This window comes from Streptomyces sp. NPDC101118 (genome assembly GCF_044759445.1).
Taxonomy (GTDB): domain Bacteria; phylum Actinomycetota; class Actinomycetes; order Streptomycetales; family Streptomycetaceae; genus Streptomyces.
Genome location: NZ_JBIVZG010000026.1, coordinates 86,199 through 106,205 on the forward strand (window position 1 = coordinate 86,199; position 20,007 = coordinate 106,205).

The following is a 20,007-nucleotide window of genomic DNA, read 5'->3' on the forward strand; positions in this document are numbered from 1 at the left end:
CGTCCGGGTGCTCCGGCGCACGTGGGCGGCGCGCGGGGGGCGCGCCGCCCGTACCGGCTGGTGGCGGGCGTGCCCCCGGTCCCTGGGGGCGGCACCGGGGGCACGCCCCGGGCCGGGGCGCGCGGCGGGGGCGGATCCGGAGGACTGGCGAAGATCGACCGGATCCGTGTCCGTGCCGCGTCAGCGCTGGTGGGTCGGCCGGTCCTGCGGCACCTCGTAGGCGAGGCGGGAGCGTACCGGAGTCGCGTCCAGGCGGGCGGTGATCACCAGGGTGCCCTCCTCGATCTGGTAGTCGAGGGGGAGGCCCAGACCCCGCATGGCGGCCACCATCCCGGTGTTGGAGGACTGGGTGACGGCGTACACGCTGTCGCAGCCGGCCTCGACGGCCATCGCGAGCAGCCGGCGCAGCAGCTCGGAGCCGATGCCGCGGCGCTGCCAGTCGTCCTCGATGAGCAGCGCGACCTCGGTCTCGTCGCCGTCCCAGAGGAGGTGGCCGAGCGCGACCAGGCGGCCCGAGGCGGTCTGCACGGCCAGGGTGCGTCCGAAGCGCGGGCTCAGCAGGTGGTCGAGGTAGCGGTCGGCGTCGCCGACCGGGCCGTGGTAGCGCAGGCCCAGCGTGCGGGGCGAGCAGCGGTCGTGCATCGCGCGGGCGGCCGCCAGGTCGGAGGTGTCCGCGCGGCGGACCGTGATCTCGTTGCCCTCGGGCAGGGTGAGCACGTCCTGACTGCGCGGTACGCGCGGCCCGAGCCGGGCGTCGAGCTCGACGAGGGCGCGGGCCCGCGCGAACTCGGTGGGCGTGAAGGGCAGGTAGGGGCGCTCGATGGTGATGGCACCGCCCGACGGGTCGCGCAGCCGCATCACCGTGGCCTCCAGGACGCCCTCGACGGGCGCGTCGGCGGCCGCGTTCGGCCGGCCGGAGAGGGTGGTCGCGGGGATCGAGTGGATCGTGCAGCGGCCGAGCAGCTGGCGCAGAGCGAGGGGCAGTTCGGCGGCGTCGAGGGCGGTGCGGGTGGCCAGTCCGAGGATCCGCGTCGGCGCGTCGACCAGGTCGTGGGCGTCGGCCCGCTCGGTCCAGGTGCTGTGGCCGCCCGCCAGGGCCGCGGTGCGGGTCAGTTCGGCGGCGGGCAGTTCCTGGGGGGCGCGCAGCAGGAACTCGTCGACGGTGCCGCCCTCGGCGAGCGGGTGGGTCTGGAGGGAGAGGATGTCGACGCCGTGGCGGGCCAGGGCCGTGCACAGGGCCGCGAGGCTGCCCGGCTCGTCCCGTACGGTCGTCCGCATCCGCCACAGGGTGCCGGCGGCGGGCGCCGGTGCCTGACGGCGGGGTGCGGCATCGGACCGGGGCGCGGCGGATGCCGGTGCCGGCGGGCGGGGCGGCGCATGACTGTGCCGCCGGGCCCACCAGGTGTGGAATCCGGCCGTGATGAGCAGGGCCACCGCCGAGGCCACCAGGAGGTAGGGGCCCTCCGGGCCGTGCACGACGAGGTTGGCGAGGGCGTCGGCCACGGCCACGGCCGTGAAGAGCGCGGCCAGTTCGACCACGTCACGGCGCCAGTGGTGGTGGCGGTGGGGGTGCTGGGCTTCGGCAGGGGTGCGGTGAGTCATGCACACCACTCTGGCCCCGGGGTGTTGCGTGATCACGAACGTACTGTGACCGGCTGGTAAAAGGTGGATCTGGCCGGTTTCGTCCTGTTTTCGTCGGGGCCTTCCGGGTTACGGGCCGGGTGCGGCGGACCGGGGGCCGGCGGGGCGGTGCGCCCCTACGGCCCTCCGCCACCCTACTGGCCCACGCGCCCCGGCGTGAGCACCTGGCTGAAGAGCACAGCACCGCCCTCCTGGCGCAGTCGCACGGTCAGCTCGCCGCAGTCCCCGTCGATCACGACCTCGCCGTAGTGCGGCGGCGCCTCGTCCGGAGACAGGTTCGGCACGGTCGGCGCGTGGACGTACGCCTGCTCCGGGCCGAAGGTCCGGTCGAGCCGTCCCGCGGGGAAGGCGCCGGCGCCGATCGGTCCCGACACGAACTCCCAGAAGGGCGCGAAGTCGCCGAAGGCCGCCCGCTCCGGCGCGTAGCGCTGTGCGGCGGTGTAGTGCACGTCCGCGGTGAGCCACACGGTGCCGGTGATGCGCTCGTGCTTGATGTGGCGCAGGAGTTCGGCGATCTGGAGCTCCCGGCCGAGCGGTGCGCCGGGGTCGCCCTGCGCGACGGCCTCGAAGTCCGCGGTGCCGTCGGGGACCACGATGCCCAGGGGCATGTCGGCGGCGATGACCTTCCAGACGGCCCGCGAGCGGGACAGCTCCCGCTTGAGCCAGGCCAGTTGGCCGGCGCCGAGGATGCCGGCCGGGTCGTTGTCCTGGCGGCCGGGGGAGTTGGGGTTGCGGTGCGTGCGCATGTCGAGGACGAACACGTCCAGCAGCGGTCCGTGCCGGACCACGCGGTACATCCGGCCCTGGGCGCGCGGTGAGGGCGCCGGGGCGGCGACGGGGAAGTACTCGCCGAAGGCCTGCCGGGCGCGGGCGGCCAGCACGTCGACGTCCTTGACGGTGTAGCGGGGGTCGTCGAGGAGCTGGCCCGGGTACCAGTTGTTGCGCACCTCGTGGTCGTCCCACTGGGCGATGACCGGCACCTGGGCCCGGAAGCGCCGGTACGGCTCGTCGAGCAGGTTGTAGCGGAAGTTGCCGCGGAACTCGTCCAGCGTCTCCGCGACCTTCGACTTCTCGGGGGTGGTGAGGTTGCGCCAGACGCGGCCGTCGCGCTGGACGGCGGTGGCCTGGACCGGCCCGTCGGCGTACACGGTGTCGCCGCTGAAGAGGAAGAAGTCCGGGTCCAGGGCCCGCATCTCGTCGAAGACCCGGTGCCCGCCGCGGTCGGGGTTGATGCCCCAGCCCTGGCCGGCCAGGTCGCCCGACCAGAGGAAGCGGACGCCGGTGCGGCGCAGCACGGGCGCGGTGCGGAAGCTGCCGGCCACCGGCTCCGAGGTGCGGCGGGGGTCGGCGGGGTCGGCGAGCAGCACCCGGTAGTGGATCCGGGTGCCCGGGGGCAGGCCGTGCAGGGCGGTGACCCCGGTGTGGTCGGTGGCCGGGCCGAGCAGGGGCCCGTACCAGCGGCGCGTGCCGTAGCGGAACGTTTCGCTCGGCGAGGTCTCCACGAGCATCCGGGCGGGACGGTCCGCGCGCGTCCAGACCAGGGCGGAGTGGGCGGTGACCTCGCCGGACTGGACGCCCCACAGGGCCTTCGGGCGGCCGGACAGGGCCAGGACGGGCGCCGCGGGCGCCGTACGCGGGGCGGCCGCGCTCGCCGGTGCCGCGAGCGGCACGGCCGGGAGGGTGAGCGCCGCGGTCGCGGCGAGGGAACCGCGGACGAGGGAACGGCGGTCGGGACTGGGCTGCGTCATCGGTGCGCCTCCGGGCGGGGACCAGGGGTGACCCCCGCCCGGCGGTGGCGGGCGGGGGCCGCCCAGTGTGCCGAGGGCACACCGGGCCCCGACGTCCGCCGCGCGAACCGCCGGTGAACAGCCGTCAGACAGTCGCCGGGCGGGCCGTGCCGCCGGCGACGGACGAGGTCTCGCGCGCGGTGTCGAGGATGACGCGGGCGACCAGCGCCGGGTCGTCGTTCATCGGCACGTGCCCGCAGCCCGGGAGGCGGACCAGCCGCGCGCCGGGCAGGGTCCGCTTGGCGCGTACCCCCTGTCGGCGCAGCAGCAGCCGGTCCCGCGTGCCCCAGGCGATGGTCACCGGCAGGCCGGGCACGTCCTCGGTCACCAGGACGCCCTCGCCCGCCGCCAGGGTCTCGGCGAAGCCGGGGGCCTCGCGCAGGGCCAGGGTCTCGGCGACCACCGCCTCGGGGGAGCGGCGGCCCGGCCGGGCGTAGATGGTGCTGGTCAGGGCGGCGCGGCCGGCGGCGGTGCGGGAGAGGCGGTCCAGCGCGGGCCGGGGGAGCACACGTGCGCCCGCGCGCATGGCCCGGAGCGTGGAGAAGGCGTAGCGGCGCTCGGCCTCGGACCAGAAGCCGGCGGGGGAGAGGGCGGTGACGGAGCGGACCAGCCCCGCGCGGGCCATCTCCAGGGCCAGCAGGCCGCCGAGGGAGTTGCCCGCCACGTGGGGGCGGTCCAGGCCGAGTGTCGCGCAGAGCGAGCCGAGGGCCGGGACGACGCTGCCGAGCCCGTACGGGACCCCGTCCGGCAGCGGCGGGGAGACGCCGAAGCCGGGCAGGTCCACGGCGACCACCTCGTGCTCGGTGGCCAGGATGTCCAGCACGGGGTGCCAGGCCTGGAGGTGGTGGCCGATGCCGTGCAGGAGCAGGAGGGGCTCGCCCGCGCCGCGGCGCTCGTAGGCGACGGTGGCCTCGCGGGGGCCGGCCGGGGTGTCGAGCGGGAAGGAGACCGTGGCGGTCATGCTGCTCCTCGTCGAAGGCGGGGGACGCGCCGTTGTGAGACCCGGCGTCAGCAGATGATTACCGCCCAGTAGGGGCTGCTTCAAGGGGTGGGGACCCGATCTTGGGGCACGCGCCGTGAAATCCGGCCAGGCACCGGCCGCCGGCGGTTCCCGCAACGGCTGTGCGGCCGTAACCGTGGGCGGGGCCGCCTTCCCCCGACGCCTGGTCGTGAGCGATTCGCGGACTTTGCACTCCGCAAGAACATCCTGTGAACGGCCTGATACGTATGCCCGGTGTGCCCGGCAAAGGTATGAGGATTGGTCTTGACCAAGGGGTGGCGCGCCCCTATGGTCGCAGGGATAGTGCAGGAACCTTTAATAAACAAAGGCGCGGAACTGCCGCTGGAAGACAGCGATAGCAGGAGGAGTCAGGGTGGGGACCACGCAGCTCGAAACGGTGCCGGAGCCGAAGTACTGGCACCTCAAGACCGTGCTCAGCGAGGCGCTCGATCAGGACTTCGCCGTCGGCGAGGTGCTGCCGAACGAGCGTGACCTGGCGGCCCGCTTCGGTGTGGCCAGGGCCACCCTCCGGCAGGCCCTGGAGCAGCTGGAGCTCGAAGGCCGTCTCCAGCGCCGCCGCGGCGTCGGCACCACCGTCGCCCCGCCGCGCGTGGGCGTGGCCGTGGACGGTGCCCGCCACGACTGGCCCGGCGACGCGGGCGAGGGCTGGCAGCCCGTGGACTCCGTGGAGGCCGTGCCGGCCGCCGCGGTCGCCCGACTGCTCGGCGTCGACGCCGGGACCCGGGTCCACACGGTCCGCCGCATCCGCGTCACGCAGGGCCAGCCGGTCGCGGCCGAGCTGCTGTACGTGCCCGCCGCCTCCGTTCCCGGCCTCTCCGGGATAGACGCCCCCGCGGGACCGGCCCGGGCGCGCGCGGTGCTGCGGGAGCTGCGCCGCCTCGAACTCGACGGCCAGGACCGGTCGGTGGAGCTGGGCTCGGCCCGCGCCGACGACGCCAAGGAACTGGACCGTCTGCCCGGCTCGCCGGTGCTGCTGGTGACCACCCGGTACTTCACGACCGAGGGCACCGCGGCCGTCTCCGTCGCGACCTACCGCGCGGACACCTGCCGCCTCACCTTCGGAGCGGCGGGCGCCGTGGAAATCCACCCGGACACCCCCCGCCAGGCCTCCTGACGGACCCCGTCACGGACCGCCCCGGTCCCGCCAAGGGCGGCCGGGGCGGAGCCGTGTCCGTGTCCGTCCCGTCCGCGGGCCCCGACCCCGCGGTCACGGCCGGTCGGGTGACGCGTCCTCCTCCCGGAGTTCCACGACCACGAGAGTCCCCCGGCTCCCGGGCCGGACCGCGTGCGTCGTCCCCGCCGGGACGAGGTAGAGCTCGCCCGCCTCCACCGGGACGAGGCGGCCGGCGACGTCGAGCTGGAGCACGCCGTCGAGGACGAGCAGGGCCTCGGTGGTCCCGTGGCTCTCCGCCTCGACGGGCATCTCGTCCATCCTCAGCACCTTCACGCAGGCCGTGCCCACCTCTCCCAGGGCGAGCGAACGCCACCCTTCCGGGAGTTCTGCCGCGGTCTTCATCAGGTCGATCAGGGTCACGGCGCATCTCTCCTGACGGCCGGCAGTGTCCACCGGCCGCCTGCGACGGAATTTCTGGATGCCCCAGACGCTACGTGACCCGCACGGACGGTGGGTCGACCGATTGGCAAAGCCCGACCGGGCGGGCCTAGTGCTGCCCTGTGCGGGTCAGTTCGCACCTTCCTTCCGTGCAGGACCGGCGCAGGCGTCCGGCCGAGACGGTTTCCGCCAGGCCGATCGCCCAGCACATCGGGCAGCCGCGGAGGGCGACCAGGCCGACCGGAGCGAGCAGCAGGCTCGCCACGCCCACGACCGGCAGCAGGGCGAGGGCGCCGGCGAGGGCCCCGAACCCGAGGGCGCCCCGGGCCAGATGGCGCGGCACGCTGGCGCTGGCGAAGCCACGGCGGGCGGTCTGGCCGCCGTGGGCGGACGCGGTGGCGGCGAGCCCTCCGGGTGCGGTGCCCCCGCGGGGTGCGGTGGCGGGCGGTGCCGTGGTCGGGTCAGGTGCCATCGTGGGATCCTCCCGTCGCGGCCAGGTCCTCGCTCAGCGCTTCGCGCACCGTCGAACGGGCCCGGTGCAGGCGTGACTTCATGGCGGCCGTGCTGAGCCCGAGCCGGTCGGCGACCGCCCGTCCGGGCAGCCCCTGGATGTCCCGCATGACCAGCACCTGCCGCTGGTCGTCGGGCAGCGCGGCGACGGCGGCCGCCACGCGTTCGGCCTCCAGGCGCAGCAGCACGTCCTCCTCGGCGGACCGGGTGGTGCCGCCGGCGCCCTCGAAGCGGTCCGGCTCCCCGGGCCCGCCCGGGACGGCCGGCGGCAGGCGCTGGAGCAGGCCACGGGTGCGCCGCAGGCACTCGTTGCGGACGATCCGGAACATCCACGACGCCAGCGCCCCGGAGGCGCGCAGCATGCCGATCTTCCGGTAGAGGATGATCAGCGCCTCCTGGGCGGCGTCCTCGGCGTCCTGCGGCGTGGCGCAGAGAGAGTGCGCGAACCTCTGCACGTGCGGGTGGGACCCGTACACGAGGGCGCTGAGCGCCTCGACGTCGCCGCGCTGGGCTGAGGCGACCAGGGTGGCACCGGGCCAGGTGTGGTCAGCCACGCCGACGCCCCCGGCGGCGCAGCAGCGTGACGGTGCAGGCGCACAGCAGCACGGCGGCCGCGGCGACGATGACGACGGTGGTGGTCATGGGGGATCCTCCCGGTGGGGTGCGGGGCGGACGTGGTCGTCCGCACGCCTACTAGAGACCTGCGGGACGCAAAAGGATTCACCCCGGTCCGGGGGCCCGGCGTTCCGCACTGCGGCGGGCCCGCAGGCGACGCTCCGCTAGCGGATCTCGGTCGGGGTGCGGCGGTGGGTGGAGCGGCGGTCCTCGATGTGCTGCCAGCGGTCGCCGTAGACGGTGCGGACCACGGCCGGATCGGCCAGGAAGTCGTGGGGGAAGCCGAGCGGTACGGCGCTCGCCCCGTCGAGGAGGGCGACGGCATCCGCGTCGAGACGGACCTCCAGGCTCCCGAGGTTGTCCGCGAGCTGGTGCTCCTTCGTGGCGGCGATGATGGGGACCACGTTGCCCGGCCGGCCGCGCAGCCAGGCCAGCGCCACCTGGGCCGGCGTCCAGCCGCCCTGCTCGGCGACGTCCAGGACCGCCGTGACGACGGCCTCCTCCTGCGGGGTCGCCGTCACCTCCCAGGCGTCCAGCCGCCCGCCCTCGCCCCGGCGGTACTTGCCGGTGAGCCGGCCGCCGGCCAGCGGGGCCCACGCCAGCACCGCGAGGTCGAACGCCCGCGCCTGCGGCAGGAGTTCACGCTCCGGGGTGCGCTCCAGCAGGTTGTACCGCAGCTGCGAACCGGCGAACGCAGTCCAGCCCCGCAGCTCGGCCAGGGTGTTGGCCTGGGCGATCTCCCAGGCCGGCCAGTCCGAGACCCCGACGTACAGCACCTTGCCCGACCTGACCAGGTCGTCCAGGGCCCGCATCACCTCCTCGACCGGGGTGAGGTTGTCGCGGGCGTGCACCCACAGCACGTCGACGTGGTCGGTGCGCAGCCGGTCCAGGCTCGCCTCGACCGAACGCACCAGGTTCTTGCGGTGGTTGCCGGCCGCGTTGACGTCGCCCTCGCGGGTGGCGCAGGTGTACTTGGTGGCCAGCACGAACGCGTCGCGCCGCCCCTCGAGCAGCTCGCCCAGCATCCGCTCCGAGCCGCCGCCGGCGTAGATGTCGGCCGTGTCCAGGAAGTTGCCGCCCGCGTCGGCGTAGGAGTCCAGGATCCGCGAGGTTGTCTCCCGGTCCACCCCCCAGCCCCCGTCGTCGCCGACGGTCATGGTGCCGAGGCACAGCTCGCTCACGCGCAGACCGGTCCTGCCGAACAGTGTGTACCGCACGAATCGTTCCCCTCCAGGTGGGTCGTGCCCCGACGCTAAATGCTGGAGCGCACTCCAGCGCAAGCCGCACCCGCCCGTGTCCGTGGTCCGGTCAGTCGGAGACTGCGGCCCGCCAGCTCCACGAGGTGCGGCGGGGACGCCCTTCCAGCTCTCCGCGGCCGGTGCACCCCAGGAGGACGTCGGCCGGGTCGCCGGGCGGGGCGTCGGGGAAGAGGCGGTCGCGGACCGCCACGCACCGTGGCGCCGGGGGCAGCCAGTCCACGCCAAGCCCCTGGGTGATGTCGAAGGTGTGCAGCAGGACCTCGGCCCTGCCCATCGCCGCGAACCCGGTCCGGTCGCACGGTCCCCAGTGCCAGGCCCGCATCTCCGGGCCGGCCGAGGCCAGCGCAGTGCCGACCAGCCCCGCGCAGGCGGTGACCAGTCCGCGTCGACGTGCGCCCCGAGGACCCGCGCCATCTCGGCCGCGGCACCCTCGACGTCCAGATGATCCGAGAACCCGAGAACCCCATCCGGGGATGCCAACCCCGCCCTCCGGCGCCCGCGACGGGCCGCCGCGCGGGGCGACGGCGGTGCGGGCCGGGGCCCCCGCCTCGAACCGCGGCGGCTGCCGGTGCCGAACCGGTCCGGGCCTGGAGGCACCCGCCCCCAGGCCCGGCGGCGACCGGCGCTAGCGGCGGGACGTCACCGTCTTCTCGATGGCGAAGAGCTCTTCCTCGACCTGGTCGAGGGCCAGGCGCAGGGCGCCGGTGGCCACCGCCGCCTCGCCGAGCATCGACAGGGCCACCCGCGGGGGGCGCAGGCAGTACCGGGCCAGTTCCGCGCGCAGCGGGTCCAGTACGCCGTCCAGCCCGGCCGCCCAGCCGCCGACCACCACCAGCTCGGGGTCGAGGGCCAGCACCAGCGCGGCCACGTCGTGCACCAGCCGCTGGATGAACCGGTCCACCGCCGCCACGGCCTGCTCGTCGCCCCTTCGGGCCTTCGCGAACACCTCGGCCACGGCCTGCTCGTCCAGGGGGTGCAGCGGCTCGCCGGTGGTCGACAGCAGCCGCTCCGGCGTCACGCCCCGGCCCAGCAGGTGCAGGGCGCCGATCTCGCCGGCCGCCCCGCCGAAGCCCCGGTGCAGCCGCCCGCCGATCAGCGATCCCGCGCCGGGGCTCAGGCCGGCCATGACGAAGACGATGTCGTCCACGTCCTTGGCCGCGCCCTTCCAGTGCTCGGCGACCGCCGCCGCGTTCGCGTCGTTCTCCACCTGGACCGGACAGCGGAAGGAACGCCGCAGCCGGTCGCCCAGCGGCAGTCCCGTCCAGCCGGGCAGCGCCGTACCCAGGCGCACGGTGCCGTCCGCCTCCACGATGCCCGGGCTGCCCACGCCGACGGCGCGCAGCGAATCCCGCGGCACACCGGCCCGGCGCAGCAGGTCCGCCACGCACGCCCGGACCTTCTCCAGCCGCTCGTCGGCCGAGGCGGCCTCCGAGACGTCCTTGGTCCCGGCGCCGATCACCCGGCCGTCCAGCCCCGACAACAGCGCGGCCACCCGGTGGGAGCCGATCTCGATGCCCAGCAGGTGCCCTGCCTCGGCACGGAACCGGAACCGCCGCGCAGGACGCCCCTGACGGCGCGCGCCTTCCTCGGCCTCGGCCTCGACGACGAGCCCGGTCGACATCAGCCCTTCCACGACACCCTCGACCGTGGGCCGGGACAGCCCGGTCACGCGGGTGAGGTCGGTGAGCGTGGGTGCCCCCGCCGCGCGCAGCGCGCGCAGCACGACGGCGGAGTTGATCCGCCTGAGCAGAGAGGGATCCCCGCCGGTCAGCTGCCCCAACGTGTGTCCTCCCAGCTCGTGCACCTGTTCAGGCGGATCGTACTGCGCCGCTCCCGGGCGGGCGAGGACGAGGGGGTCCCCCGGCTCCCCGCACACCGGTCACGCCGGTGCCACGAAGCCCGACTCGTACGCCGCGATGACCGCCTGCGTGCGGTCCCGCGCCCCCAGCTTGGCGAGGATGGCGCTGACGTGCGACTTCACCGTCTCGGCCCCGACGAACAGCCGGCCGGCGATCTCCGCGTTCGACAGCCCCCGCGCCATGAGCCTCAGCACCTCCTCCTCCCGCTCGGTCAGCGCGGCCGCCGCCAGCGCCTCCCGGGCCGCCCGGTTGCCGTACTCGGCGGCCAGCGACCGGACCGCAGCCGGGAAGAGCAGCGACTCGCCCTCCGCGACGAGCCGCACCGCGTGCACGATCTCCGAAGGGCGGGCCCGCTTCAGCAGGAACCCGTCCGCACCGGCCCGCAGCGCCTGGTAGACGTACTCGTCGTTCTCGAACGTCGTGACGACGAGGATCTTCGGCGGCGCGTCCACCGAGCGCAGCACGGCCCGGGTCGCCTCGATGCCGTCCAGCAGCGGCATCCGCACGTCCATGGCCACCACGTCCGGCCGCAGCGACCGCACGAGCGGGACCACGGCCGCGCCGTCGGCGGCCTCACCGACCACCTCGATGTCGGGCTGGGCATCCAGGACCGCGCGCAACCCCGCGCGCACCAGGGGCTCGTCGTCGACGAGAAGTACGGTGACCGGCATCGGGTCAGGGTATGCGCTCCAGCGGAAGCCGGGCGCGCACCCGCCACTCGCCCGAGTGCGGCCCGGTGTCCGCCACCCCGCCCAGCAGCGCGGCGCGTTCGCGCAGCCCGCGCAGTCCGCTGCCGCTCCCCACCCGAAGGGCCGCCGTCGTCTCCGGCATGGGATTCGTCACCTCCAACTGCAGTTCCTTCTCCGTCATTTCGATCCGCACCCGGACCGGCACCGGCCCGCAGTGCCGCAGCACGTTGGTGAGCGACTCCTGGAGGATCCGGTACGCCTCCCGGGTCACCGGCCCGGGCAGCCGGTCCAGCGGTCCCGACAACTGCGCCACCACCGGTGAACCCGATCCCCGGGCGGACTCCAGCAGCCGGTCCGCCTCGGCCAGCGTCGGAGCCTGCGAGGGCTTCGTGCCGGACTCCCGCAGCACCACCAGCACCCGTTCCAGGTCCTCCAGCGCCGCCCGGCCCGTCTCCTCGATCGCCTCCAGCGCGCGGTCGGTGAACTCGGGGCTGCCGGCCGCGCGGGCCGCCCCGGCCTGGACGACGGCCACGGTGAGCGCGTGACCGATCGAGTCGTGCAGCTCCCGTGCGATGCGCGTGCGTTCCAGCAGCTGTTCCGTCCGCTCCTCCAGGGCCGTCAGACGCTCCGCCGCCGAGGGGCCGAGCAATCGCCGGGCCAGCACGGTGACCAGCTCGCCGAGCAGTATCACGAGGGCGAGGAGGACCAGCAGCGGCACCGGGATCAGGACGGCCGCCAGCCAGCGCGGCATGTCCACCGGCAGCAGCGTCTCGTCCGCGATCGGCCCGCCCGCGGTACGCGTCACCAGATCGATCGTGGTGAAGGGCAGCCAGGCGGTGGAGAGCGTGGTCAGGGCGCCCACCGCCAGACGTATCTCCAGCCACAGCACGGTCCGCCACCGGTCGGGCCAGGTCACGGCGGGCGTCGTGGATATCGGCCCGTCCTGGCGCCCCCGGTCCTCGGGCGTCAGCAGGAACTGGGCCTGCAGCCCCTCGGCGCTCCGCACCCACGGCACGAGCCCCAGCGCCCAGATCCACAGCGCCGGACCCCACGGCCACTCGGGAAACATGAACAGCCAGACGGCCACGACGAGTACGGGCACGGACAGGTGCAGCCAGCGGGTGTACGTGACCGGCCTCAGCGGCGCACGGAGGAATCGGGACATGCCGTCATCGTGCCAGGGCGGTGATCGACTCCGTCTCCCCCGTGCGGGGGAGACGATCCCCCCGGGCGGGGGAGGAGCTCGGCGGTGGCCGGCGGCCACGCTGAAGCCATGAACAGCATCGACATCCGAGACCTGACCAAGGCCTACGGCGCCACCCGTGCCGTGGACCACCTCACCTTCACGGTGCGCCCGGGGACCGTCACCGGATTCCTCGGTCCCAACGGCGCCGGCAAGTCCACCACCATGCGCCTGGTCCTCGGGCTGGACCGCCCCACGTCGGGGACGGCCACCATCGGCGGGCGCCCGTACGCCTCGTTCGCCGAGCCGCTGCGCGAGGTCGGCGCGCTGCTCGACGCCCAGGCCGCGCACGGCGCGCGCACCGCACGCGACCACCTCCTCGCGCTCGCCGTCAGCAACCGCCTGCCGGGCCGGCGGGTCGCGGAGGTGATGGAGGAGACCGGCATCGCCCCGGTCGCCCGCCGCCGGATCCGGACCTTCTCACTCGGCATGCGCCAGCGCCTGGGCATGGCGGCGGCACTGCTCGGCGACCCGGGCGTGCTGATGCTGGACGAGCCGACCAACGGCCTCGACCCCGAGGGGATCGTCTGGATACGCGAGCTGACGCGCCGGCTGGCCCGGGAGGGCCGCACCGTGCTGGTTTCCAGCCACCTGATGTCCGAGACCGCGGCCATGGCCGACCACCTCGTCGTGCTGGGCCGGGGGCGGCTGCTCGCCGACATGTCGATGAGGGAATTCATCGATGCCCGCAGCACTCCCCGGGCCCGGGTCCGCACCACCGACCCGGACCGGCTCCGGGCAGTGCTCAGGCGCGACGGCCGCGCGCTGACGGCCGCCGGAGAGGGGCGCTGGTCGGTGGAGGGGATACGCGCCGAGGAACTCGGCGCCCTGGCCGCCCGCGAGGGCATCGCCGTCCTGGAACTCGCCGACGAGCGGGCCTCGCTGGAGCAGGCCTACCTCGACCTCACCGCCACGGCGACCCAGTTCGCCTCGTCGTCCCCCGCCCACTCCCCCCAGGAGGTCTGATCCGTGAACACCGCGAACCCTGCCGTCCGCCCCGTCCTGCACTCGGAGTGGATCAAGATACGATCCGTCCGCGCCGTCGCGTGGTCCCTGCTGGGCATCGTGCCGGCCGCGGTCGCCATCAGCGTCCTGGCCGGTGCCACCACCGGTGAGGGGGAGGCGGACGCGCTCGGCTCCGACCGCCTGGCCGGCGCCTTCTTCGGGCTCAACTTCGGGCAGATAGCGGCCATCGCCTTCGGCGCCACGGCCGTCGCGGGTGAGTACCACCAGGGCGCCTTGCGCGTCTCCCTGAGCGCGGTGCCGGACCGCACCCGGTTCTTCCTGGGCAAGATCACCGTGATCGGGGTGCTCGCGCTGCTCGTGGGGTGGGTCGCGGGACTCGTCTCGTTCCTCGCGGGCCAGGCCTTCATGGGGTCGGCGGCGCTGGGGCTCGGTGACGCGGGCGTTCCGCGGGCCGTGTTCGGCAGCGGCTGCTACCTCGCCCTGATGGCGCTGTTCGCGGCCGGTCTCACCGCGCTGCTGCGCAGCGGGGCCGCGGTGCTGGGCCTCCTCATACCCTTCGTGCTCATCGTCTCGTTCGTCGTCGGGGACACGGTGGGCGGAGTCGCCCAGTACCTCCCCGACAGGGCCGGACAGGCGGTGCTGCACCAGGACACGGCGGGCGGTCCGGGCCCGTGGAGCGGACTGGCCGTCATGGCCCTGTGGGCGGGCGCCGCGCTGGTCGCCGGGTGGCTGGCCGTGCACCGGAGGGACGCCTGACGCCAGGCCAGTTGTCAGTGGGGGCAGCTTTACTGACGGTATGACCACGGCACAGCAGCTGGAGACCATCGACCGGATGCGGAGGCTCGCTTTCCCGGTCGGTGCGGGACGGGAGGACGGTATCCGGAGCGGGCCCGGGTACCACCTCGCCGAGCTGGGCGTTGCCCAGTGGGAGGCGGACGAGGACGCCGCGCTGCGGGCCGGCCACGACGAGCAGGTCGCGGCGGATTACGGAGCGCTCGTAGGGGTCCTGACCGCACGCTGGGGGGAGCCGCAGCAGTTGGGACTGGCCGCGAGACTGGAGCGGATGGTCCTGACCGGGGAGATGCCGGAGCCCTGGTCCGAGCTGTGCGGGCTCACCGACCACGTCCACCTCTGGTGGGTGGACGGGCGCTGGATCGCGGTGTGCGCGGCGCGCTGGGGCGAGGACCAGCCCTGGCTCCTGATGGCGGCGGTCACCGAGGTGGACCTGCCGTAGCGCCGGGGGAGCCACGGGAGAAGGGGAAACGAGGGGGGTGGTCAGGCGAGGGGGTCGGTTTCCGCGGCGGCGCGGAGGCGGGCGTACTCCTCCGCCATGGATTCCGCGGTCCAGTGGGCGTTGAGGCCGCTGGGGTTGGGCAGGGCCCAGATGCGGGTGGAGCCGATGGTGCGCTCCTGGGGGCCGATCTTGGCGCGGCGTTCCCCGAAGGCGGTGCGGTAGGCGGTGACGCCGACGACCGCCAGCCACTGGGGGCGGAGCTCCTCCACCTTGGCGGTCAGGATGCGGCCGCCCTCGATGAACTCCTCGGCGCTCAGCTCGTCGGCCCGCGCGGTGGCCCGGGCCACGACGTTGGTGATGCCCAGCCGGTAGGTCAGCAGTTCGTCCTGCTCGGCGGGGGCGAGGCGGCGGGGGGTGAAGCCCGACAGGTGGAGCACCGGCCAGAAGCGGTTGCCCGGGCGGGCGAAGTGGTGGCCGGTGGCGGCGGAGAGCAGGCCGGGGTTGATGCCGCAGAACAGCACGCGCAGACCGCCCGCGACCACGTCCGGGAGGACGCGGTCACGGGCGGCGGCCAGCTCTTCGGGGGTCAGAGGATCGACCCCGGCGCGTAGGCGGCGGCCTCCGGGTGCTGCTTGGCGATCTCCTCGATGCGGGAGACCACCGTGGCGACCTGGTCGCCGGCGGCACCGGTGAAGGACAGCTTGTCGGCCATCAGGGCGTCCAGCTGGGCGCGGTCCAGCGGGATGCGCTCGTCGGCGGCGAGCTTGTCCAGCAGCTCGTTGCGCTCGGCGCCCTGCTCGCGCATCGCCAGGGCGGACGCCACGGCGTGCTCCTTGATGACCTCGTGCGCGACCTCGCGGCCGACACCGGCACGCACCGCGCCCATCAGGACCTTGGTGGTGGCGAGGAAGGGGAGGTAGCGGTCCAGCTCGCGGGCCACGACGGCGGGGAAGGCGCCGAACTCGTCGAGCACCGTCAGGAAGGTCTCCATCAGGCCGTCCAGCGCGAAGAACGCGTCGGGCAGGGCCACGCGGCGGACCACGGAGCAGGAGACGTCGCCCTCGTTCCACTGGTCGCCCGCGAGCTCGCCGGTCATCGAGGCGTAACCGCGCAGGATGATCATGAAGCCGTTGACGCGCTCGCAGGAGCGGGTGTTCATCTTGTGCGGCATCGCCGAGGAGCCGACCTGGCCCGGCTTGAAGCCCTCGGTCACCAGCTCGTGGCCGGCCATCAGCCGGACCGTCTTCGCGATCGAGGACGGGGCGGCGGCCAGCTGCACCAGTGCGGTGACCACGTCGTAGTCGAGGGAGCGGGGGTAGACCTGGCCCACGGAGGTGAAGGCGTGACCGAAGCCCAGGTGGCCGGCGATCCGCTGCTCCAGCTCGGCGAGCTTGCCGGCGTCGCCGCCGAGGAGGTCCAGCATGTCCTGCGCCGTGCCGACGGGGCCCTTGATGCCGCGCAGCGGGTACCGGCCGAGAAGGTCCTCGAGGCGGGCGTAGGCGACCAGCAGCTCGTCCGCCGCGGTGGCGAAGCGCTTGCCCAGGGTGGTGGCCTGCGCCGCGACGTTGTGGGAGCGGCCCGCCATCACGAGCTCGGCGTGCTCGCCGGCCAGCTTGCCCAGGCGGGTCAGCACGGCCACGGTGCGGTCGCGGACCAGTTCGAGGGAGAGGCGGATCTGGAGCTGCTCGACGTTCTCGGTGAGGTCGCGCGAGGTCATGCCCTTGTGGACGTGCTCGTGGCCGGCGAGGGCGTTGAACTCCTCGATGCGGGCCTTCACGTCATGCCGGGTGACCTTCTCGCGCTCGGCGATGGAGGCGAGGTCGACCTGCTCCAGGACGCGCTCGTAGTCGGCGAGGGCCGCGTCCGGCACCTCGATACCGAGGTCCTTCTGCGCACGCAGCACGGCGAGCCACAGCCGACGCTCCAGCGTCACCTTGTACTCGGGGGACCACAGGACGGCGAGCTCCGCGGAGGCGTAGCGGCCGGCCAGGACATTGGGGATGCGGGGCTTGGCTGTCACGTAAACGGATTCTACTGTCGGTTCGCGCAGGCCAGCGCCCCGCCCCCGATTGTGGCTTGCTACGAGAGGGCGCGCCCGGCGCCCACCGGAAGCCCGGCCTCCGCTGCCGCGGGCCCCGCGGCCCCCGACACGCCCCTAGGGCCGCCGGGCGTCGTACGGCAGGAGGTCGGGGCGCTTGGGCGGCAGGCCGTCGCCCGAGGAGCGGCCGCTGAGCCGCCGCCCGATCCAGGGCAGCAGGTGCTCGCGGGCGAAGCGCGCGTCGGCGGCCCGGCGCGCCGCCCAGCCCGGCGGCAGGGAGGGCGGCAGCTCGGTGCGCCAGTCCTCCTCGGGAGGCAGCCCCAGGGTCTGCCAGACCGCCTCGGCCACCCGCCGGTGCCCGTCCGCGGTCAGGTGGAGCCGGTCCACGTCCCAGAGGCGCGGGTCGGCGAGCGCGGGCGCCCCGTAGAGGTCGACCACGAGCGTGTCGTAGCGCGCCGACAGCTCCGCGATGAAGGCGAACAGCTCCTCCATCCGGGGGCGGAAGCGCTCCATCACCGGACCGTTGCGGCCGGGGGAGCGCATCAGCACCAGGCGGTCGCAGGAGGGGGCGAGCTTCCCGACGGCCTCCTCCAGGAGGCCCTTGACCCGGCCCATGTCGCACTTGGGCCGGAGCGTGTCGTTCAGCCCGCCCACCAGGGTGACGACGTCGGCGCGCATCGCGGCCGCGGCGTCCACCTGCTCCTCGACGATCTGGCCGATGAGCTTCCCGCGCACGGCGAGGTTCGCGTACCGGAAGTCCGGCTCGCGGGCGGCCAGCCTCGCCGCCAGCAGATCGGCCCAGCCCCGGTACGTGCCGTCCGGCAGCCGGTCGGACATCCCCTCCGTGAAGGAGTCTCCGACGGCGACGAAACTGGTGTACGAGGCATTCATTTTCATGGCGGTGCGATGTTACCGCGCGGTTCGGTCCGGCGCCCCCGGAACCCGGACCCCGAGGGGCCCGCCGGCTCCGGGGGCGCGGGTTCAGGTGGCCGGGGCGTTGCCGAACAGCTCCCGCAGCACGTCCTCCATGGTGACCAGACCGGCGAGTGCCCCGTCGGCGCCGAGCACGGCCGCCAGGTGGGTCCGGCTGCGCCGCATGGCGGTCAGCACGTCGTCCAGCGGGGTCTCCGCCCGCACCTGGGCGATCGGCCGCAGCGCCTGGGCGGGGAAGGCCCGGTCCCGCTCCGCGGCGTCCAGCGCGTCCTTGACGTGCAGGTACCCCAGGATCCGGCGCTGGTCGTCGATCACCGGGAAGCGGGAGTACCCGCTGGAGGCCGACAGCCGCTCCAGCTCCTCGGGGGTGATCCCCTCGTGGGCGGTGACCACCCGCTCCTCGGGAAGCACCACGTCGGTCACCGGGCGCCGGCCCAGCTCCAGCGCGTCGTGCAGGCGCTCGCTGGCCCGTCCGTCGATCAGCCCGGCCTCGCTGGAGTCCCTCACGATCCGTGCCAGCTCGTCGTCGGAGAAGGTCGCGGACACCTCGTTCTTCGTCTCCACCCGCAGCAGCTTCAACAGCGCGTTGGCGAAGGCGTTGATCGCGAAGATCACCGGCTTCAGCGCCCGCGTCAGCGTCACCAGCGGCGGCCCGAGGAGCAGCGCAGTGCGCACCGGCTCGGCCAGTGCCATGTTCTTCGGCACCATCTCGCCGAAGAGCATGTGCAGGTAGGTGGCCAGGGCCAGGGCGACCACGAAGGAGATCGCGTGGGTCAGCCCGTCCGGCACCCCGAAGAAGTCGAACACCGGCGTCAGCAGGTGCTCGATGGCCGGCTCGGCGACGACACCCAGCACCAGGGTGCAGAGCGTGATGCCGAGCTGCGCGGCCGCCATCAGCGCCGACACGTGCTCCAGGCCCCACAGCACGCTGCGCGCACGACGGTCGCCGCGCTCCGCATAGGGCTCGATCTGGCTGCGCCGCACCGAGATCAGCGCGAACTCGGCGCCGACGAAGAAGGCGTTCACGACCAGTGTCAGGAAGCCGATCAGCAGCTGTACCGCGGTCATCGGTCCGTCCCCGTCCCTCGCTCGCCCTCACCGGCACCGCCGGTGACCGGGGCGTGCAGCAGCACGCGGGCCGCCCGCCTGCCGCTGGCGTCCACCACGTCCACCTTCCAGCCGTCCATCTCCAGGCTGTCGCCGACGGCCGGGATCCGGCCCAGCTCGGTGGCTATCAGTCCGGCCAGCGTCTCGTACGGCCCCTCCGGAGCCCGGAGCCCGATGCGTTCGAGCTGGTCCGTGCGGGCCGCGCCGTCGGCCGAGTACAGCCTGCGGCCGTTGGCGTCGGTGCCCGCCGGGGCCAGGTCGGGGGTCTCGTGCGGGTCGTGCTCGTCGCGGACCTCGCCGACGACCTCCTCGACGATGTCCTCCAGGGTGGCCACGCCCGCCGTGCCGCCGTACTCGTCGATCACCACGGCCATCGTCTGCCGGCCCGACAGCCGGTCCAGCAGCCGGTCCACGGTCAGCGACTCGGGCACCAGCAGCGGCTCGCGCAGCAGCTGGGACACCGGGTACCGGTGCCGCTGCTCGGCGGGGAGAGCCAGCACGTCCTTGATGTGCACCGTGCCGACCACGGTGTCGAGGCTGCCCCGGTACACGGGGAACCGCGACAGACCGGTGGCCATGGTCGCGTTCGCCACGTCCTCCGCCGTGGTCTGCACGTCGAGCGCCGTCACCTGCACGCGCGGGGTCATCACGTTCTCCGCGGTCAGGTCGGCCAGGTTCAGTGTCCGCACGAACAGCTCGGCCGTGTCCTTCTCCAGCGCGCCCGCCTTCGCGGAGTGCCGCGCCAGCGCCACCAGCTCCTGCGGGGTGCGTGCGGAGGCCAGCTCCTCGGCCGGCTCCATGCCGAAGCGCCGCACCACGTGGTTCGCGGTGGTGTTGAGGTGCCCGATGAGGGGCTTGAAGGCCGCGCTGAAGACCCGCTGGGGCGTGGCCACGTGCCGGGCCACGCTGAGCGGCGAGGAGATCGCCCAGTTCTTGGGCACCAGCTCGCCCACGACCATCAGCACCACGGTCGACAGGGCGGTGCCCAGCACCAGCGCCACCGAGGAGGCCGTCGTCTCCGAGAGGCCCATGTCCTCGAACGGGCCGCTCAGCAGCTTGGCGATGGACGGCTCGGAGAGCATGCCGATGACCAGGTTGGTGACCGTGATGCCGAGCTGGGCGCCGGAGAGCTGGAAGGTGAGGCTGCGCACCGCCTTGAGGGCGCTCGCGGCACCGCGGTCCCCGCGCTCGACCGCCCGCTCGAGCTCACTGCGCTCGACCGTGGTCAGCGAGAACTCCGCGGCCACGAAGGCGCCGCAGGCGACGCAGAGCAGGAGCGCCACGGCCAGCAGAAGCACTTCGGTCATCGGTTCACCTCCGTCCCATGATCAGCCAGGAGGAGGGGTATCGCGCGATGTCGGGTACTGGGAGGCTCGCCCATGGGCGGACGCTCACACCTTTCGAATGCCGGGGTGGTCGTTCATACGGTCACCCCATAGTAAAGGACAGGCAAAGCGGCTAGGTGTGTTGTCCGGGCAGGTTGGTGCCGCGGCTGGCGGGTGTTTGGCCGCCGATCCCGGTATGGGGTCGGTGGTAGTTGTACCAGTGCAGCC

Annotated in this window: 20 protein-coding genes; 4 read left to right on the plus strand and 16 right to left on the minus strand. The window is 74.1% G+C overall.

Translation table 11 applies throughout. From position 1 onward, the window contains the following. Window positions 1-180: 180 nt before the first annotated feature. The 3 genes from ACIQUQ_RS31430 to ACIQUQ_RS31440 form a co-directional block, all read right to left on the minus strand. On the minus strand, window positions 181-1,602 hold the full coding sequence (locus ACIQUQ_RS31430; protein WP_403982757.1) for a GNAT family N-acetyltransferase: 1,422 nt from the start codon (window positions 1,600-1,602) through the stop codon (window positions 181-183). 173 nt (window positions 1,603-1,775) lie between these two features. Continuing rightward, a complete protein-coding gene (locus tag ACIQUQ_RS31435) occupies window positions 1,776-3,389 on the minus strand; it encodes an alkaline phosphatase D family protein (protein ID WP_403982759.1) in 1,614 nt (537 codons plus the stop codon). A 124-nt stretch (window positions 3,390-3,513) separates the two neighbouring features. Beyond that, window positions 3,514-4,389: an alpha/beta fold hydrolase gene (locus tag ACIQUQ_RS31440; protein ID WP_403982762.1), complete on the minus strand. Its 876-nt coding sequence runs from the start codon at window positions 4,387-4,389 to the stop codon at window positions 3,514-3,516. A 412-nt stretch (window positions 4,390-4,801) separates the two neighbouring features. Between ACIQUQ_RS31440 and ACIQUQ_RS31445 the strand changes: the two genes are divergently transcribed. Then, the gene (locus ACIQUQ_RS31445) at window positions 4,802-5,563 is read left to right on the plus strand and encodes a GntR family transcriptional regulator (RefSeq protein ID WP_403982765.1); all 762 of its coding nucleotides are present in this window, start codon (window positions 4,802-4,804) and stop codon (window positions 5,561-5,563) included. 93 nt (window positions 5,564-5,656) lie between these two features. Here the strand turns inward: ACIQUQ_RS31445 and ACIQUQ_RS31450 are convergent, their stop codons facing one another. The 8 genes from ACIQUQ_RS31450 to ACIQUQ_RS31485 all read right to left on the minus strand — a co-directional run bounded on the left by ACIQUQ_RS31450 (window position 5,657) and on the right by ACIQUQ_RS31485 (window position 12,098). Next, window positions 5,657-5,983 carry a cupin domain-containing protein gene (locus tag ACIQUQ_RS31450; protein ID WP_403982768.1) on the minus strand — a complete coding sequence of 109 codons (327 nt, stop codon included), beginning with the start codon at window positions 5,981-5,983 and terminating at the stop codon, window positions 5,657-5,659. A gap of 127 nt (window positions 5,984-6,110) precedes the next feature. Next, window positions 6,111-6,473 carry a hypothetical protein gene (locus tag ACIQUQ_RS31455; RefSeq protein WP_403982771.1) on the minus strand — a complete coding sequence of 121 codons (363 nt, stop codon included), beginning with the start codon at window positions 6,471-6,473 and terminating at the stop codon, window positions 6,111-6,113. Beyond that, window positions 6,463-7,065, minus strand: a complete 603-nt coding sequence (locus ACIQUQ_RS31460; RefSeq protein ID WP_403982774.1) for an RNA polymerase sigma factor — start codon at window positions 7,063-7,065, stop codon at window positions 6,463-6,465. The genes ACIQUQ_RS31455 and ACIQUQ_RS31460 overlap by 11 nt, the downstream gene beginning before the upstream one ends. A gap of 225 nt (window positions 7,066-7,290) precedes the next feature. Beyond that, complete coding sequence (locus ACIQUQ_RS31465; protein WP_403982776.1) at window positions 7,291-8,343, minus strand: aldo/keto reductase; 1,053 nt, start codon at window positions 8,341-8,343, stop codon at window positions 7,291-7,293. Between the two features lie 91 nt (window positions 8,344-8,434). Further along, window positions 8,435-8,659, minus strand: a complete 225-nt coding sequence (locus ACIQUQ_RS31470) for a hypothetical protein (RefSeq protein ID WP_403982779.1) — start codon at window positions 8,657-8,659, stop codon at window positions 8,435-8,437. A 351-nt stretch (window positions 8,660-9,010) separates the two neighbouring features. Beyond that, window positions 9,011-10,165, minus strand: a complete 1,155-nt coding sequence (locus ACIQUQ_RS31475; RefSeq protein WP_403982782.1) for an ROK family transcriptional regulator — start codon at window positions 10,163-10,165, stop codon at window positions 9,011-9,013. A 99-nt stretch (window positions 10,166-10,264) separates the two neighbouring features. Next, window positions 10,265-10,915 (minus strand): response regulator, encoded by a 651-nt coding sequence (locus tag ACIQUQ_RS31480; protein WP_403982785.1) that lies wholly within the window; start codon window positions 10,913-10,915, stop codon window positions 10,265-10,267. 4 nt (window positions 10,916-10,919) lie between these two features. Continuing rightward, window positions 10,920-12,098, minus strand: a complete 1,179-nt coding sequence (locus ACIQUQ_RS31485) for a sensor histidine kinase (RefSeq protein ID WP_403982787.1) — start codon at window positions 12,096-12,098, stop codon at window positions 10,920-10,922. A 108-nt stretch (window positions 12,099-12,206) separates the two neighbouring features. Between ACIQUQ_RS31485 and ACIQUQ_RS31490 the strand changes: the two genes are divergently transcribed. From ACIQUQ_RS31490 to ACIQUQ_RS31500, 3 genes are read left to right on the plus strand one after another with little or no spacing between them, the layout of a single operon-like run. Continuing rightward, on the plus strand, window positions 12,207-13,142 hold the full coding sequence (locus tag ACIQUQ_RS31490; RefSeq protein WP_403982790.1) for an ABC transporter ATP-binding protein: 936 nt from the start codon (window positions 12,207-12,209) through the stop codon (window positions 13,140-13,142). Between the two features lie 3 nt (window positions 13,143-13,145). Beyond that, complete coding sequence (locus tag ACIQUQ_RS31495; RefSeq protein ID WP_403982793.1) at window positions 13,146-13,898, plus strand: ABC transporter permease subunit; 753 nt, start codon at window positions 13,146-13,148, stop codon at window positions 13,896-13,898. A 40-nt stretch (window positions 13,899-13,938) separates the two neighbouring features. Then, a complete protein-coding gene (locus tag ACIQUQ_RS31500) occupies window positions 13,939-14,376 on the plus strand; it encodes a hypothetical protein (protein WP_403982795.1) in 438 nt (145 codons plus the stop codon). A 41-nt stretch (window positions 14,377-14,417) separates the two neighbouring features. Here the strand turns inward: ACIQUQ_RS31500 and mug are convergent, their stop codons facing one another. The 5 genes from mug to ACIQUQ_RS31525 all read right to left on the minus strand — a co-directional run bounded on the left by mug (window position 14,418) and on the right by ACIQUQ_RS31525 (window position 19,761). Continuing rightward, window positions 14,418-14,966 carry a G/U mismatch-specific DNA glycosylase gene (gene mug, locus ACIQUQ_RS31505; RefSeq protein ID WP_403982823.1) on the minus strand — a complete coding sequence of 183 codons (549 nt, stop codon included), beginning with the start codon at window positions 14,964-14,966 and terminating at the stop codon, window positions 14,418-14,420. Continuing rightward, entirely contained in the window at window positions 14,963-16,396 is a 1,434-nt protein-coding gene (gene purB, locus ACIQUQ_RS31510) for an adenylosuccinate lyase (protein ID WP_403982797.1), read from the minus strand. The genes mug and purB overlap by 4 nt, the downstream gene beginning before the upstream one ends. Window positions 16,397-16,531: 135 nt before the next feature. After that, the gene (locus ACIQUQ_RS31515; protein ID WP_403982800.1) at window positions 16,532-17,311 is read right to left on the minus strand and encodes an SGNH/GDSL hydrolase family protein; all 780 of its coding nucleotides are present in this window, start codon (window positions 17,309-17,311) and stop codon (window positions 16,532-16,534) included. Window positions 17,312-17,395: 84 nt separating this feature from the next. Then, window positions 17,396-18,415 (minus strand): hemolysin family protein, encoded by a 1,020-nt coding sequence (locus tag ACIQUQ_RS31520; RefSeq protein ID WP_403982803.1) that lies wholly within the window; start codon window positions 18,413-18,415, stop codon window positions 17,396-17,398. Then, entirely contained in the window at window positions 18,412-19,761 is a 1,350-nt protein-coding gene (locus ACIQUQ_RS31525; RefSeq protein WP_403982806.1) for a hemolysin family protein, read from the minus strand. Before ACIQUQ_RS31525 ends, ACIQUQ_RS31520 begins: the two co-directional genes overlap by 4 nt. Window positions 19,762-20,007: the final 246 nt, after the last annotated feature.

What these genes read in the sequence shown, in the direction of transcription:
- ACIQUQ_RS31435 (WP_403982759.1), bottom strand. Translation starts at nt 3,389, where the DNA reads ATGACGCAGCCCAGTCCCGACCGCCGTTCCCTCGTCCGCGGTTCCCTC.
- ACIQUQ_RS31430 (WP_403982757.1), bottom strand. Translation starts at nt 1,602, where the DNA reads ATGACTCACCGCACCCCTGCCGAAGCCCAGCACCCCCACCGCCACCAC.
- ACIQUQ_RS31455 (WP_403982771.1), bottom strand. Translation starts at nt 6,473, where the DNA reads ATGGCACCTGACCCGACCACGGCACCGCCCGCCACCGCACCCCGCGGG.
- ACIQUQ_RS31440 (WP_403982762.1), bottom strand. Translation starts at nt 4,389, where the DNA reads ATGACCGCCACGGTCTCCTTCCCGCTCGACACCCCGGCCGGCCCCCGC.
- ACIQUQ_RS31470 (WP_403982779.1), bottom strand. Translation starts at nt 8,659, where the DNA reads ATGGGCAGGGCCGAGGTCCTGCTGCACACCTTCGACATCACCCAGGGG.
- ACIQUQ_RS31520 (WP_403982803.1), bottom strand. Translation starts at nt 18,415, where the DNA reads ATGACCGCGGTACAGCTGCTGATCGGCTTCCTGACACTGGTCGTGAAC.
- ACIQUQ_RS31485 (WP_403982787.1), bottom strand. Translation starts at nt 12,098, where the DNA reads ATGTCCCGATTCCTCCGTGCGCCGCTGAGGCCGGTCACGTACACCCGC.
- ACIQUQ_RS31515 (WP_403982800.1), bottom strand. Translation starts at nt 17,311, where the DNA reads ATGAAAATGAATGCCTCGTACACCAGTTTCGTCGCCGTCGGAGACTCC.
- ACIQUQ_RS31480 (WP_403982785.1), bottom strand. Translation starts at nt 10,915, where the DNA reads ATGCCGGTCACCGTACTTCTCGTCGACGACGAGCCCCTGGTGCGCGCG.
- ACIQUQ_RS31490 (WP_403982790.1), top strand. Translation starts at nt 12,207, where the DNA reads ATGAACAGCATCGACATCCGAGACCTGACCAAGGCCTACGGCGCCACC.
- ACIQUQ_RS31525 (WP_403982806.1), bottom strand. Translation starts at nt 19,761, where the DNA reads ATGACCGAAGTGCTTCTGCTGGCCGTGGCGCTCCTGCTCTGCGTCGCC.
- ACIQUQ_RS31500 (WP_403982795.1), top strand. Translation starts at nt 13,939, where the DNA reads ATGACCACGGCACAGCAGCTGGAGACCATCGACCGGATGCGGAGGCTC.